The organism is Citrobacter sp. Cpo071 (assembly GCF_030332765.1).
Lineage (GTDB): Bacteria > Pseudomonadota > Gammaproteobacteria > Enterobacterales > Enterobacteriaceae > Citrobacter > Citrobacter portucalensis.
Genome location: NZ_JAOWHE010000081.1, coordinates 97,393 through 112,401 on the forward strand (window position 1 = coordinate 97,393; position 15,009 = coordinate 112,401).

Annotated in this window: 9 protein-coding genes; all 9 read right to left on the reverse strand. The window is 54.9% G+C overall.

What is annotated here, in order from left to right:
* Positions 1-118: 118 nt before the first annotated feature.
* The 9 genes from bamB to OGY09_RS13745 all read right to left on the reverse strand — a co-directional run bounded on the left by bamB (position 119) and on the right by OGY09_RS13745 (position 14,999).
* The gene (gene bamB, locus OGY09_RS13705; RefSeq protein ID WP_008785453.1) at positions 119-1,297 is read right to left on the reverse strand and encodes an outer membrane protein assembly factor BamB; all 1,179 of its coding nucleotides are present in this window, start codon (positions 1,295-1,297) and stop codon (positions 119-121) included.
* Between the two features lie 10 nt (positions 1,298-1,307).
* Entirely contained in the window at positions 1,308-1,928 is a 621-nt protein-coding gene (locus OGY09_RS13710) for a YfgM family protein (protein ID WP_003835172.1), read from the reverse strand.
* 13 nt (positions 1,929-1,941) lie between these two features.
* Positions 1,942-3,216 (reverse strand): histidine--tRNA ligase, encoded by a 1,275-nt coding sequence (gene hisS, locus OGY09_RS13715; RefSeq protein WP_003835173.1) that lies wholly within the window; start codon positions 3,214-3,216, stop codon positions 1,942-1,944.
* Positions 3,217-3,326: 110 nt separating this feature from the next.
* A complete protein-coding gene (ispG, locus tag OGY09_RS13720; RefSeq protein ID WP_032944205.1) occupies positions 3,327-4,445 on the reverse strand; it encodes a flavodoxin-dependent (E)-4-hydroxy-3-methylbut-2-enyl-diphosphate synthase in 1,119 nt (372 codons plus the stop codon).
* A 26-nt stretch (positions 4,446-4,471) separates the two neighbouring features.
* The gene (gene rodZ / locus OGY09_RS13725) at positions 4,472-5,470 is read right to left on the reverse strand and encodes a cytoskeleton protein RodZ (protein ID WP_032944208.1); all 999 of its coding nucleotides are present in this window, start codon (positions 5,468-5,470) and stop codon (positions 4,472-4,474) included.
* 283 nt (positions 5,471-5,753) lie between these two features.
* Positions 5,754-6,920, reverse strand: coding sequence for a dual-specificity RNA methyltransferase RlmN (gene rlmN / locus OGY09_RS13730; RefSeq protein ID WP_008785455.1), 1,167 nt, complete (start codon positions 6,918-6,920; stop codon positions 5,754-5,756).
* A 251-nt stretch (positions 6,921-7,171) separates the two neighbouring features.
* Positions 7,172-7,603 carry a nucleoside-diphosphate kinase gene (gene ndk, locus OGY09_RS13735; protein WP_003037710.1) on the reverse strand — a complete coding sequence of 144 codons (432 nt, stop codon included), beginning with the start codon at positions 7,601-7,603 and terminating at the stop codon, positions 7,172-7,174.
* A 148-nt stretch (positions 7,604-7,751) separates the two neighbouring features.
* The gene (pbpC, locus tag OGY09_RS13740; protein WP_032944213.1) at positions 7,752-10,064 is read right to left on the reverse strand and encodes a peptidoglycan glycosyltransferase PbpC; all 2,313 of its coding nucleotides are present in this window, start codon (positions 10,062-10,064) and stop codon (positions 7,752-7,754) included.
* Positions 10,065-14,999 (reverse strand): alpha-2-macroglobulin family protein, encoded by a 4,935-nt coding sequence (locus tag OGY09_RS13745; protein WP_032944214.1) that lies wholly within the window; start codon positions 14,997-14,999, stop codon positions 10,065-10,067.
* Between the last annotated feature and the right edge of the window lie 10 nt (positions 15,000-15,009).

Sequence of the window (15,009 nt, forward strand, 5' to 3'; positions counted from 1 at the left end):
GTTTAAAGCCTCATTTAAAAAATCATCAGACAACGGGCACATTTTTTGCCCCGTTGTTAAAAACAGTAAAACGGCCCCTGCACCAGGAGCCGTTTTTCAAAGCGAGCGGCCGGGACGATTAACGCGTAATGGAGTACAGCGTACCGTCTTTCGCCTGGATCAGCAGTTTACCATCAGCAGAGACCGGCTCGGTCAGGAAACCTGAGCTGTCGACTTTCTGCTGGGCAACAAAACGACCATCGTCAACGTTAATCCAGTGCAGGTAGCCTTCGCTATCACCGACGACCAGATTGCCATTATACAATACCGGGGACGTCAGCAGACGGTGCAGCAGATCGCTTTGCGTCCACAGCGTCACGCCGCCATCGGTGGTCAGCGCCAGTACGCGGTCATTCTGGTCAACCAGGTAGATACGGTTACCGTCGACGATGAAATCATTCACCGAGCCCAGTTCGCGTTTCCACATAATCTGACCGCTGCGCAGATCCAGCGCCGTCAGGTTACCATTATAAGCCAGCGCGTAAACAACGCCATTGACGATAACCGGCGTGGTATCAACGTCGCTCAGACGATCGATTTCCGTTGGGCCTGTCGCCTGAGAGATACGCTGCTGCCAAATCATCTGGCCTTGCTGCATCAGCACGGCGCTCACGCGACCGTTATCACCGCCGACAATAGCTGCGCCAAAGGCGGTTGCCGGAGCGGATTCACCACGCAGAGACAGGGAAGGCATGTCGAGGTTAACGGTCCATTTGATGGCGCCATCAGCTTCGTTTAATGCCTGCAACTGGCCGTTGCTGGTGTGGATCAAAACTACGCCATCGCTCACAACAGGACGAGACAGCGCTTCACCGGCGACTTTCGTCTGCCATGCGGTGGTACCGTCGCTGGTATTCAACGCATAAACCTGTGCTTTTTCGCTGCCAATGTAAACATGTCCGCCGGACACGGTTACACCGCCAGAAAGCTGTGCAGATGCACGGGAGAACCAGCCGTCTTTCTCACCCAGATTCACAGACCAGACTTCTTTACCGTCGCCTGCGTTCAATGCTTTCACTACACCAGCGCGATCGGCTGCATAGACAACGTTATCCGCCAGCGCAGGGTGAAGATTGGAATAGAAATCACCAATACCGTTACCTACGGAGGTGCTCCATTCCGTAGACGGAGTAAACTGGTTTTCAACCACCGGTAATGGGGACATCTTAACGACATCTTCTTCGCCACTAAACAGTGAACAGCCGCTCAATAGGGTAACGGAAAGCAGCCCTGGCAGAAGTAATTTACGCAATTGCATCGGGTCCCTCTCAGATGGACAAATTATTGATTTTCATCTGCATCATTTCGCTCAGAGCAGGAGAGGCATCGCTTTTCACACCCGCTTCCCATGCGCTACGCGCACCTTGTTTGTCGCCTTTGCTCAGCAACGCTTCACCGCGCAGATCGGCAACAATGGCCGTCCACCCTTCACCTTTAATGGTGTCGAGTGTTTTCAGCGCGGTATCAGCCTGTTTAAGCTGAACCTGAACACGAGCCAGACGCAGGTTAATCACCGCTTTGAGATTTTCATCGCTGGTCGCAGCCAAGCCCTGTTGCAGTTGGCTTGCGGCTTTCTCAAGTTCATTTTGGTCAACAAACTGCTGCGCAAGTTCCAGTGAAGCTAGCGCGCCGTAGGTATTTTTATTCTCTGCAGCAAATTTCTCAGCGGCAGGAATGCTGTCCGGTTTACCCGCGCTAACCGCAGTCACCGTATTTTGATATGCCAGAGAAGCAGAGCGTGCGGACTCCGTCTGATGGCTGGTCCAGTAACGCCAACCAACCAGCGCGCCAACCCCTAAAATGATCCCAACAGCCAGCGCCTTGCCGTTTTCAGCAAAGAAGCGTTTTACCGCATCAACCTGGTCGTGTTCGTTCTCGTAAATTTCCACGCTGTCCTTCTCCTTAGCCCAGTAAAGTGCGCAAATGCGCGGCAACGCTATCCTGCGCTACTGCCGTTTGCTCACCAGAGCGCAAATCCTTCACTACAACAGTACCGTCAGCCACTTCGGACTCGCCCAGTACCAGTGCAACGCGGGCGCCCCACTTATCGGCACGGGCAAACTGTTTCTTAAAGTTGCCGCCACCGTGGTTTGTCATCAGTTTCACACCAGGAACTTCATCGCGCAGACGTTCTGCAAGCGTCATTGCCGCCGACTGCGTGTCCGCCCCTGAAGCAACCAGGTATATATCGACAACAGGATCTGCGTTAAATTCCGGATTAACTGCCTGAACTAACAAAACAAGTCGTTCCAGCCCCATAGCAAAGCCCACGGCTGGCGTTGCACGACCGCCAAGTTGCTCTACCAGACCGTCGTAACGACCACCGGCACACACGGTGCCCTGAGAGCCCAGGCTGCTGGTGACCCACTCAAATACGGTGCGGTTGTAGTAATCAAGACCACGAACCAGACGCTGATTGACGGTGTAGGCAATGCCTGCGGATTCCAGCAGTTTGCACAAGCCCGCGAAGTGCTCGCGAGAGTCGTCATCAAGATAGTCGCCCAGTGCAGGCGCGTCGTTGAGCAGCGCCTGTACTTCCGGGTTTTTGGAGTCGAGAACGCGCAGCGGATTGGTGTACATACGACGCTTGCAGTCTTCGTCCAGTTTCTCTTTGTGCAGTTCCAGGTAGGCGACCAACGCATCACGGTAGTTAGCGCGGGCTTCAAGCGAACCGATTGAGTTCAGCTCAAGGCTAACATGCTGAGAAATACCCAGCGCGCGCCACCAGCGAGCGGTCAGCATAATCAGCTCCGCATCGATGTCCGGGCCTTGCAGGCCAAATACTTCGACACCCAGCTGATGGAATTGACGATAGCGTCCTTTCTGCGGACGTTCGTGGCGGAACATCGGCCCGATATACCACAGACGCTGTTCCTGATTGTACAGGAGACCATGTTCGATGCCGGCGCGTACGCAGCCCGCAGTCCCTTCAGGACGCAATGTCAGGCTGTCGCCATTACGGTCCTCAAAGGTATACATCTCTTTTTCAACCACGTCGGTAACTTCACCGATCGCGCGTTTGAATAACGGGGTCTGCTCTACAATCGGCAAGCGGATTTCACTGTAACCGTAGCTACCGAGCACGTTTTTGAGAGTGCCTTCAATGCGCTGCCAGATGGCGGTTTCGCCAGGCAGATAATCGTTCATGCCGCGAATGGCTTGAATGTTTTTTGCCACGTTTATTCTCTTTATGAATATAAAAATGAACCCTCAGCGCTAACCCGAACAATGCGGGCGCCATGCGGGTTCAATCATACACGGGAAGCACGCCGCTTCCCATCACGTTGTTATTTTTCAAGCTGCTGCACGTCGATACGACGCGCTTCGTCCAGAATACTCGCTTTAGCGCGAATGCGGGCTTCAAGCTGCTTAATCATGTCGTCGTTATCGAGTCTGTCCTTACGCACGCCGTCTTCATACAGGCCGCTTTTCTTGTTACCGCCCGTCACGCCCAGCGTAGAAACCAGCGCTTCACCAGGACCGTTTACCACGCAGCCGATGATCGAAACGTCCATTGGCGTAATGATATCTTCCAGGCGTTGCTCCAGCGCGTTAACCGTACCAATAACGTCAAACTCCTGACGCGAACAGGTTGGGCAAGCGATGAAGTTGATCCCGCGCGCGCGAATGCGCAGCGATTTCAGGATATCGAAACCCACTTTGATCTCTTCCACCGGATCGGCTGCCAGAGAAACACGCAGCGTATCGCCGATCCCTTCAGATAACAGCAGGCCAAGGCCGATCGCGGACTTCACCGAACCACTACGCAGGCCACCGGCTTCGGTGATCCCCAGATGCAGCGGTTGATCGATCTGTTTCGCCAGCAGGCGATAGGATTCTACGGCGAGGAAAACGTCAGATGCTTTAACACTGACTTTGAATTGATCGAAGTTCAGACGATCGAGGTGATCCACGTGGCGCATAGCGGATTCCAGCAGCGCCTGCGGCGTCGGTTCACCGTATTTTTCCTGCAGATCTTTTTCCAGCGATCCGGCGTTGACGCCGATACGGATAGGAATATTTTTATCACGAGCGCAATCCACCACCATGCGAATACGCTCTTCACTGCCGATATTACCTGGGTTAATACGCAGGCAATCAACGCCGTATTCCGCCACCTTCAGCGCGATACGATAGTCGAAGTGAATATCGGCAACCAGCGGGACGTTAACCTGCTGTTTGATAAGCTTGAACGCTTCTGCGGCATCCATTGTCGGTACGGAGACACGAACAATGTCTGCGCCTACGCGTTCCAGCGCTTTAATCTGATTAACCGTCGCTTCCACATCCGTGGTACGCGTGTTAGTCATAGACTGTACAGCGATGGGCGCACCATCGCCAATCGGCACGTTCCCAACGTAAATGCGTGTCGATTTTCTACGTTGAATTGGAGCCTGGTTATGCATTAAAAAATCTCCCGCATTGCCGTCTGTTACTGAGCCGGTGATTGTTCGGCATTAACGGTCAGACGCGCAACCTGGTTAGTTCTGATAAAACGACTCAGATCGACAGGTTTACCCTGGAACTGAATCTGCACTGCCGCCGGGGCGCCAATTTTCAGTTTGTACGGCGCTTGACCGGTCAGGTTTAGATTGCCGTCTTTACGCTGCATCCCGCTGAACAGTTTTTTACCGGTCGCATCGGTTACTTCCAGCCAGCAATCGGCGGTAAAGTTCATCACCAGCGCGTTAGGATCGGCTGCAGGTGTAGTCACACCTGCCTGATCGGTCGGCAGAGGAGCCGCTGTAGCTGGCGCTGTTGGCGCTGCGGTTGCGGTATCGACGTTAGCCTGAGATGGGGCAACAACGGCGTTCTGTTGCGCATCAGCGGCGGGTGCCGGGGTCGCAGCAACGTCTGGCGTTGGCGCTGCGTCCGCTACCGCACCATCGTCAGGAGCCGGAGGGGTATCCTGCCCTGCTGCTGCGCTGGTATCTAACGGTACGTTCTGCGCACCCTCTTTACCGGCATTCAGCTCAGCAGAGGATTGATCGGCCATAGTGGTGATCTCTTCCTGCTGTGCTTTATGGTTCTGCCACCACCAGGCACCAGTCAGTCCGACAACGACAAACAGTACCAGCCAGGTAAAGGTCATTAACCAGCCGTCACGTTTCTTACGACGTTTGCCGAGCGAGAAGCTCTGCATCGGTGCGACTTTAGCTGGTCGAATCGGAGCCTGTTTTTCCAGCCCTGGCAACAGTTCTTCTTCAGGAATATGCACCAGACGCGCATAAGAACGGATATACCCGCGCAGGAATGTTGAAGCAAGATCGGCTGGCGCCTTATCCTCTTCAATATCGCGTACCGTGGAGACCTTCAGGCAAAGTCGCTCCGCGACTGCCTGCTGGCTGAATCCGAGTTGTTCACGGGCATTGCGCAGACGAACGCCGGTGGATAGTGTTTCATTTTTGTCGTGCGTGGCTTCAGTATTCATTCGCTACAGCTGCGTAAATTTGGGTTCTGATGCCGGCGAGCCACAATGCTCACCCACACCGCGAAACATCTGGTCAGTTAACCTTCGTCAGACAGTATAAAACGGTCAGACTATCAATGACAAAACGGCGTAAACCTGAGGGCTAAACACTTGTTACGCCGTTACATACTGCCTTAAAGTCGACAAAAACGCACCGTTATTATTGACCTGACGACGACAACAAAAAACCTCATATGGCTTACGTTGCACTACGGTACAGGAATTATACCGTAGTGCGCCAACATCAAACGGTCTTAATCTCGATAGCGTCGCCCTGCATACGCTTACGCAGAGTACGCTTGGTACGGTCGATAACGTCGCCCGCCAGCTGACCGCAGGCTGCATCGATGTCATCACCACGTGTTTTACGCACGATGGTAGTGAAACCATAGCTCATCAACACTTTGGAGAAACGATCGATACGGCTGTTAGAACTACGGCCATACGGCGCGCCCGGGAACGGGTTCCACGGGATCAGGTTGATCTTACACGGCGTATCTTTCAGCAGTTCTGCCAGCTGATGCGCGTGTTCAGTGCCATCATTGATGTGATCTAACATCACATACTCAATGGTTACACGACCCTGGTTAGCGTTGGACTTCTCCAGATAACGACGAACCGCGCCAAGGAATGTTTCGATATTGTACTTTTTGTTGATAGGTACAATTTCGTCACGAATTTCATCGTTCGGCGCATGCAGAGAAATCGCCAGCGCGACGTCAATCATATCACCCAGCTTATCCAGCGCAGGGACAACGCCTGAGGTGGAGAGCGTGACGCGACGCTTGGACAGCCCAAAACCGAAGTCATCGAGCATGATTTCCATCGCCGGAACCACGTTGGTCAGGTTGAGCAGCGGCTCGCCCATCCCCATCATCACCACGTTGGTAATAGGACGCACGCCCGTAGCCTTCACCGCACCGACGATCTTCGCCGCGCGCCAGACCTGACCAATGATCTCCGATACCCGCAGGTTACGGTTAAAGCCCTGTTGCGCCGTAGAGCAGAATTTACACTCTAATGCGCACCCGACCTGTGAAGAAACACACAGGGTCGCACGATCGTCTTCCGGGATATACACCGTTTCAACGCGCTGATCGCCAACCGCGATAGCCCATTTGATCGTACCGTCAGAAGAACGCTGCTCTTCCACCACTTCCGGGGCGCGAATTTCAGCCACTTCTTTCAGCTTGTTACGCAGCACCTTGTTGATGTCAGTCATGTCATCAAAGTTGTCGCTGCAATAGTGGTACATCCACTTCATGACCTGATCGGCACGAAACGGTTTTTCGCCCATCTCTTTGAAGAATTCGCGCATTTGCTGACGGTTCAGATCCAGCAGGTTAATTTTTCCATTTTTATTTGGAACCGCAGGAATGACGACTTCAGAGGTGTTAACTAATTCAGACATAATTTTTTCCGGCCTCGTTGTTACACGTTGTGGCCCGTGGAGGGTTAAAAAGAAACGCCCCGGCAAGCGATCTGCTCTTCCGGGGCGTTGCATTGTACAAAGTCTGGCGCAGGGATGCCACGTTTGCACGAAGCATTAGCGAAAATAATATGTAAAGGAAGATCGTAGGCCTGATAAGACGCATCAGCATCGCCATCAGGCAAAGCAGAGCCGGATGCGCAAATGCTTATCCGGCCTACCCCACGAGCTTATTAGCGAGTGCGCGGGCAAACCTCACCTTCACCAAAGAAATAGGCGATTTCGCGCGCCGCTGACTCAACGGAGTCGGAACCGTGAGTACCGTTCTCGGTGAAGCTGTCAGCATAGTCTGCACGCAGAGTACCGGCCAGCGCATTCGCCGGGTTGGTTGCGCCCAGCAGATCGCGATGACGCTGTACGGCATTTTCGCTTTCCAGAACAGAAACAACGATCGGACCGGAGGTCATGAATTCAACCAGACCGTCAAAGAACGGTTTGCCATCGTGCTCAGCATAGAAGCCACGTGCCTGCTCAACGGTCAGGTGCAGCATTTTAGTGCCGACAATTTTGAACCCTGCTGCTTCAAAGCGCGCAAAGATGCTCCCAATAACGTTTTTTGCCACCGCGTTTGGTTTGATGATGGAAAAAGTACGTTCAATAGCCATGATAACCTCTGTAATGTGTTCTGTTGTTGTCTATATAGATGTACGACCTGGCGCGGATTATAAAGAGCATCCCGGCAATTGACTATTGATGAAGGTAACATTTCTTTAAAATAAGATGAATTTTAGCAACAAACAGTCACCAACTGGTCTACTGCATCGAAAATCTCACCGTCGCTACCTGACCAGCGTCATCCATCACCAGCAGTTGATAATCCCCTTTAGTCGCCAGCCGTAGCGTAAGACGACGTCCACGTTCTTCCAGCCTTTCACCGTTAAGAAACCACCAGCGTTCACCGCTCCCACCACTGGTTTGCACCGGCAATGAGGCTTGAGCAGAACCGGGTAAACGCTTCACAATCGCGCCATCACGAATGCCTGTCAACTGCAATGGCTGCGAAGCGTCTTGCCCCAGCGGCGGACACGTGGCAGAAACTGGCGGTAATCTCGCCCCACGGCGTTCTGATTCCGGTAGCCATGGCTCCAGCGGCAATGGCCAGACGATTAACGTTTGTTCGTGCGCCTGCGGGCAATCCGCCGCCACACGTTTGCCTTCATCATCCAGCCAGACAGGAAAACGAATGCCATTAACCCCTTCCTGCTCGGGCAATAATAACGTTGGCGGCTGACTGCCATCCAGTAACCAGGTTGCCAGACGGCGACGGCAGTTGCTGTCTCCTGGGGCAAGGGATTGCCCGCCCGGCCAGCACACCACGCCGCGACTCACGGAATCAGGACGTGGATCTTCCGGCTGATTGGTCCCGCGAGAGAGCAAAAGATTGTTGACCTGATTGAGCAGCGGCACGGCGCTGGCAAATCCAAACTGGCCCACCACCGGCGTTCCGTCTGGTCTGCCAGTCCAGATACCGATCACATAACGGGCGTTAACGCCAATCGCCCAGGCATCGCGATAGCCATAGCTGGTGCCCGTTTTCCACGCCAGCGGAACCACTCTGCTCAGTGCGTTATCCGGCAGCGGTTGCGCTTCGTCGGCCATAATACGGCGAATAATCCACGCCGCGCCCGCCGACATCAACGGACGTTCAAGCAGTGGGTCACCCGGCTGCAGACGCAGTTTTCCCGCTTTTCCCTGGCGGGCAAAGGCGCTGTACGCTGCGGCCATATCTTCCAGCCTTGCCCCCGCGCCACCTAAAATCAGCGACAGATTCGGCGCAGCCCCTGCGGGCAGATACAGCGGTAAGCCGACGTTACGTAACGATGCGGCAAAGCGCTTCGGACCATAGGCTTCGAGCACCTGTACGGCGGGTAAATTCAATGACCTTACCAGCGCTTCGCTCATGCTCACCGGGCCATGAAAACCGCTGTCAAAATTCCCCGGTCGATAATCTCCGGTTCGCCGCGGGACATCCTGCAACAACGAAGCGGGATGAATGAGTCCGTCATCCAGCGCCAGGCCATAAACAAACGGCTTCAGCACCGAGCCGGGCGAACGGATCGCATTCACCATATCCACATGACCAAAGCGGGAGTCGTCATTCATATCTACCGACCCCACCCAACCACGTACGCTCATATCGGTGTGATCGACCACAATCATTGCCAGCGAACTGCGTGCAGGTAAGCGCCCCTTCCAGTTCTGCGCCAGCTCTTCCAGTTGACGCTGCAATCCGGCATCAAGGGTAGTCACGATTTTATCGCTCCGGCTTTTTCCCAGCATCATGCGTGAGAATAACGGCGCTAACTGCGGCATTTGCCGGGGCGCCAGCCAGACCGGTTCTTCACGTGACTCCTGTACCTGTCTGGCAGGCCAAATGCCCTGGGTCGCCATACGCTCGAGCACTTTATTACGCGCTGCTTGGGCACGGTCCGGCCAGCGATCCGGACGCAGGCGACTTGGTGCCTGTGGTAAAACAGCCAGCAGCGCGGCATCGGAGTAACTCAATTGCGCGGGTGATTTGCCAAGATAGGCCCAGCTTGCCGCCCCTACGCCCTGCAGCGTGCCGCCAAACGGCGCACGGTTGAGATACAGTGTCAGGATGTCGCGTTTGGAGAGATGCCATTCCAGCTGCAATGCGCGCCAGAGCTGGCGAAACTTGCCGCCGAAGGTTCGCGGATGGGGATCGAGTAATCGTGCGACCTGCATGGTGAGCGTACTGCCGCCCGAAACCACACGCCCAGAGGAGAGGTCCTGCCATGCTGCGCGCAGTACTGAAAACGGATTGACGCCGGGATGCTTCCAGAACCAGCGGTCTTCATAGTTAATTAACGCCTCAAGGTAGCGGGGCGACACCTCATCAATCGTTACCGGATACCGCCAGATACCTTCGGCATCAGCAAAGCGCCAGAGTGGCGTACCATCATTTGCCACCACGACCCGTGCCGGATCGACTTCGCGCAAAGGCAGCGGCCAGATTTTATCTGCCGCCCAAACTGCCGCCACAATCAATAGCGCAACGGCTGCCAGCCAGAGCCAGCAGCCGCGTTGACCCAACCGGCGCATCATTTACGGTCTGACAATCAAAAGTCCCTCTGTCGCACCGGTCGCGCGCCACTGCGGAACATACATTGATTCCACCTGTGGGACGGGAACCTGGTAGGTCCCCGGCGTTACCGCTCGCGCCAGATACACCAGCGTAACCGGTTGTCCTTCATTGACCGCCACCGCAGCGACAAAGCGATCGTCACGGAACTCAACGTGCTGGATATCTGCCTGCTGCATCTGATTAAGCAGATTCGCCACTTCGCTACCGCTATCCTGCAGGCTGGCGCTGCCGTTGGCCAGATTCTGGTTTTCCAGTTCCAGTCCTGCTGGCAGTAAGTCAACCACCAGCGCATCCGGCACGTTCTGGCTGGCTTTCACCTCCAGCCAGACCAGCACCAGCTCGCCGCTGCGCAGCGAATCCAGCGATTTGCTGTTTCCGTCGAGCCCCAGAATTTGACGCTCAATATGCAGAACGTTGCTGGCAGGCGTCGGTGAGGTTTGCGGATAACCGCTCACATCCAGACGCAGCCACAGCGGTTGATTACCGGTATTGGTGACGCTCAGCGTAGACAGCGCATCGGCATCCAGATTACGCGTCTGTGATTTCTCCCCGGCTAACGGTTGCTCCGAGAGTGACGTTTGCGCCTGCCATGTGCCTGGCAAGTCCTGTAACGTACGCGCGGCAAGGAACAACGCATTATTTTCCTGAGTCGAGAGCCAGCGCTGCCCAAAGGCCTGTTCTGACAACGTGTTCAGCAGCGTATTCTGCACGTCAGGTTTGAGCTTGTTCTCTTCGAGCAAGGCCAGCATCAACGCGTTATCCCGTAACGCACTGCCGTAATCCGCCATCCACTGTTGCGTATCGCGGCGCGGCGTATTCAGCGCCAGCGTCAACGCCTGTTCACTGCGGTTAGCATCGCCCATATTTTTCAGCGCGATTCCCAGTTGTAACAGCGGTAAACCAGAGGCCGCTTGCGCACGACGCTCCCAGATCTCACGCAGTGCGCCAAGCGGGGCTTTTTGCTGACGCGCCAGAACCAACGCGGCGTAGGCTTGTACGGCAAACCGGCTTGCTGAAGAGTCGTCGGTATAGCGAATCGACAACATTCCTGGATCCTGCAAATAGCGCAGCAGCCGCTCGTTGCCACGGTTAATCACCTCAACCGGGACGCTGTAGCCTTGTTCGTTCGCACGGACGAGGAAATCCATGACATACGCAGTCAGCCAGTACTCTTCTGATCCGTTTTTATCCCACAGCGCGAAACCACCGTTATCACGCTGCATCTGCACTAAACGAGAAATCCCAATATCGACTGCCGCGCGGCGTTTTTCATCGCTGTCGCCCACAATACCTAACGCCTTCAATTGCGCAGCATTGGTGTATAAGGATGGGAACAACCCGCTCGCCGTTTGCTCCAGGCAGCCGTAAGGGTAAGCCTTCAGTTCGCGGATATAACGCGCCAGATTCAGCGGCGGCTTGCCGCTGAACAGCAGTTGTCCCTGCATCGTTGCAGGGGAGAAGTTGGTCAGTTCTTCGCCCGGAAGCTGCCAGGTTGCGCCCGGCTGAAGTGCGACACCGTTATTAACGGTTTGCGCCGGGAACGCCGGACGCACGCCAATCTTCCACTGTTTATGCTGAACTGGCAGCGTTTCACCCGGTAAAGTCAGACCGCTAATTTCTGCCTGAATTTCGCCATCGCCAAACCCCTCCCGCGCACGCACCGGAATAAACAACGTAGTCCGTACGCCTGGTGCCAGATTCAATGGAGCAGGATCTTGTCCCATCAGCTCCAGTAAACCGCTGGCCGCGAGCTTAATATTCAGTGTTTGCGGTTTGTCAGTCAGGTTAGTCACGTCCAGCGTCAGTCGCGAGGTATCGCCTCCCGCCAGAAAACGCGGCATATTCAGTTCAGCAATTACCGGCGCGGCAACAATCACCTTGCTTTCACTGCTGCCAAAGTCATCCGCCGTCCAGGCCTGTGCCATTACCCGTAGCTCGCCGTTGAAATCACCAATCGGTAGCGTCACCGTACCTTCGCCCTGCTCGTTGAGCGTGACCGGCAGCGCCTGTTGCGCCACGATATTGACGTGATTGACCGGTGGCTTACCGCCGCGTTTTAATTCATCGCCATCACCACCAAAACGCAGCGCCGCCAGCCGCCCTTGCCCTTCGATCACCTGGCCGTAAATATCATAAATATCCGCGCCATAGCGTTTTTGTCCGAAAAATGCCTGCCACGGATCTGGCGTGGCGTAATCGGTAATGTTCAACACCCCGCTATCAACGGCAGAGACCAGCACGTTAACCTGTTTTGGTACGTCGCCATTTTTGACGCTGGCTTTAATCTTGACGGTCAACGACTGGTTTGGACGTATTTTCGCCGGGTTTTCCAGCGCCAGCGCCAGACGACGGTTTTCATCACCTAACGGCAAATGCAGTAAACCAACCGCCCGTTTTGGCGTGGCCGAACGGGACTTGTCGCCAGGACGAACCACCAGCGCACTGAGATACAAATCGTGGCGATTCCAGGTTTTATCAATCGGGATGGAGATATCGAGACCATCCGCCGGTACGTCTATTTCTTGCCACCACAGCGGGCCTTCGCTGGATTCCACCATCGCATAACCTTTGCCAGCAGCAGGAGCGGCAACGTGCAGCTTCATGGTATCGCCAGGACGATAGCTGGGTTTGTCCAGTTTCAGAGTCACGCGATCGGGACGCACAGCCCCACTGCCGTCGCTGTTATCCTGCCAGCTATAACCTGCCCAGAAGCGTACGCTGCTCACCGCATCATTCGGGGCTTTCACTTCCAGACGATAGGCACCCCACTCAACCGGGAAGCTGACTTTACCGGTTTCATCGGCCTTAAGATCCAGAGTCTGCTCACCTTCAACCAGATCCTTTTGATCGAACTGTGATTGCCAGCCCTCGCCTTCAGACCAGTTCCAGTAATAATCCCGGCGCTCGCGGATCAAACGCACCTGCAAACCGGACACCGCTTTTTTCTCGCCCTGCGCATCGGCATAAACAATGTCGAAAGCGGCGTTGCTGTTTTCATCAACGATAGGCTGATTCACAGTGGTATCAGTGCGGTAGTCATAGACGGCTTTTGCCGCAAACTGCGGACGAATACCCGGCAGCGTGTCCGCAGGCCAGATGGCTTGTTCAGCCCGACGCGTCACCGGGCGACCACCTGACTCCAGCAGGCTGGCTTGCAGGATCACCTGTAACGGGGAATGCGTCTCCTGCCATTGGCTGTTGGTGGTCACTTCGCCGCGACCGTGTTCATCCAGCGTAAGCTGAACTTCATCGAGGCTGCGGGACAGGTTTTCTTCGGCAATATTACCAAACTGGAACCCCGGCAATGCCTGCACCGCTTCGCGCAGCGGGCGCAGGAAAAGCTGCCCTTGCAGAGCATTGCCGTTAGCAGGCGCGCCGTACAGGTAGTAGCCCACTACCGAGAACTTCACTTCATCAGCCGGAGCCACCGGAATCTTATTGGCGGAGAGATTGAGCGCCATCCGCTCAGGCATAAAATCTTCGACGTGGAAATCCCACATCCGTGACTGGTTGTCGCCCGTATTAGCACGAATATGCCACATACCGGTTGGCGCGTTGGTGTCCAGCGGCCAGCTAAAGCGATACAGACCGTTCTCCGGCTGGCTAACCACCGAACGTAACACTTGCCCGTCGGGCTTCACGACCTCCAGCTTCACCGGCTGGTCGGGCAACGTTTTGCCGTCGCTGTCACGCAGTAATCCGTTGAGGATCACCATTTCGCCAGGACGATAGAGGTCACGGGGACCAAACATAAAGAACTGTTTGCTGTATCCCGGTGCACCGGCAATATCAAATTCAGCCAGATCCAACGCCGGGAGTTTCAGATCCAGCAGCGTGGTTTGCCCGTCTTTGCGGGCCAGCAATAAAGCCGCGTCTTTATCAGTCTCCAGTTTGACATGACCCTGCGCGTCGCTGGTAGCCTGCGCCAGCGTCTGTCCTTTTTCGTTGAGTAACGTGACCTCAATACCCTGCTGCGCAGCGCCGTTTTCCAGACTCTGCGTAAAGACATCCAGTTGATTATGGTAACGGTGCGCAGACACACCAATATCGCTGAGCGTGAACAGCGTAGCGGCATTACTGTAGTTGTATTGTCCAGCCTGATTCATCACCGCGATGTAAACACCTGCTTGCTGCAACGGCTTGATATCGCTCAGCGGCAGCAGCAACTTCTCACGGGTGTTACGCGCAGGATTGAGGTCAAAGCGTCCGGTATACACCAGTTCCGCCATTTTCAGCAGATTGTCAGATTCCCAGTTCGTCAACGAATTGCGGTATTCCCACTGGCTGACAAATGCGCCGAGCGATTCAGGCTTCACACGAAAGAAGTTCACATCCACGCTGTTAACGTTGAGGGCCATTACCGGCAGGCCTTCAATTACTTTTCCCGGCAACAGCGAGCCGCGACTGGCAAACCCAACGCTTGGCTGTACATCGCGGGTGGTAATGTTTTTTTCATAATCAATAGCGAACGTCGCTTTATTCAGCGCCAGCAAATCACGCTCAATGGTCACCACCAGTTCCCGGTTAGGTTCCAGATGGCGTAAGCGCAGCTCTTTCAGATTTGGCGCTAGCTCCCAGGCACCATCCACTTTGCCGCTTTTTTTATCAACAACGTGCACGACGCGGGAAAAATCTTGTTCTGGATCGAGGGGAATGGAGAAGGTCAAAACGAGCGTTGCCGCACCGTCGAGCTGGACCTCTGAGGCATCCAGCAGCGTCAGCGACTTGCCCTGGCTTTGCTGCATCAGCTTTTGTAATTGAGCTTTATCTTTTGCTGGCGCAGTCTGTGCCGCAGGCGCATCAGGTTTCGCAGCCGTCGGTGATTTTTCGTTATTATTATCGCACCCGACCAGTGCCAGCATCAGCATGCAGGCCGCTACGCGTAAATGTTTCATTTTTCATCCC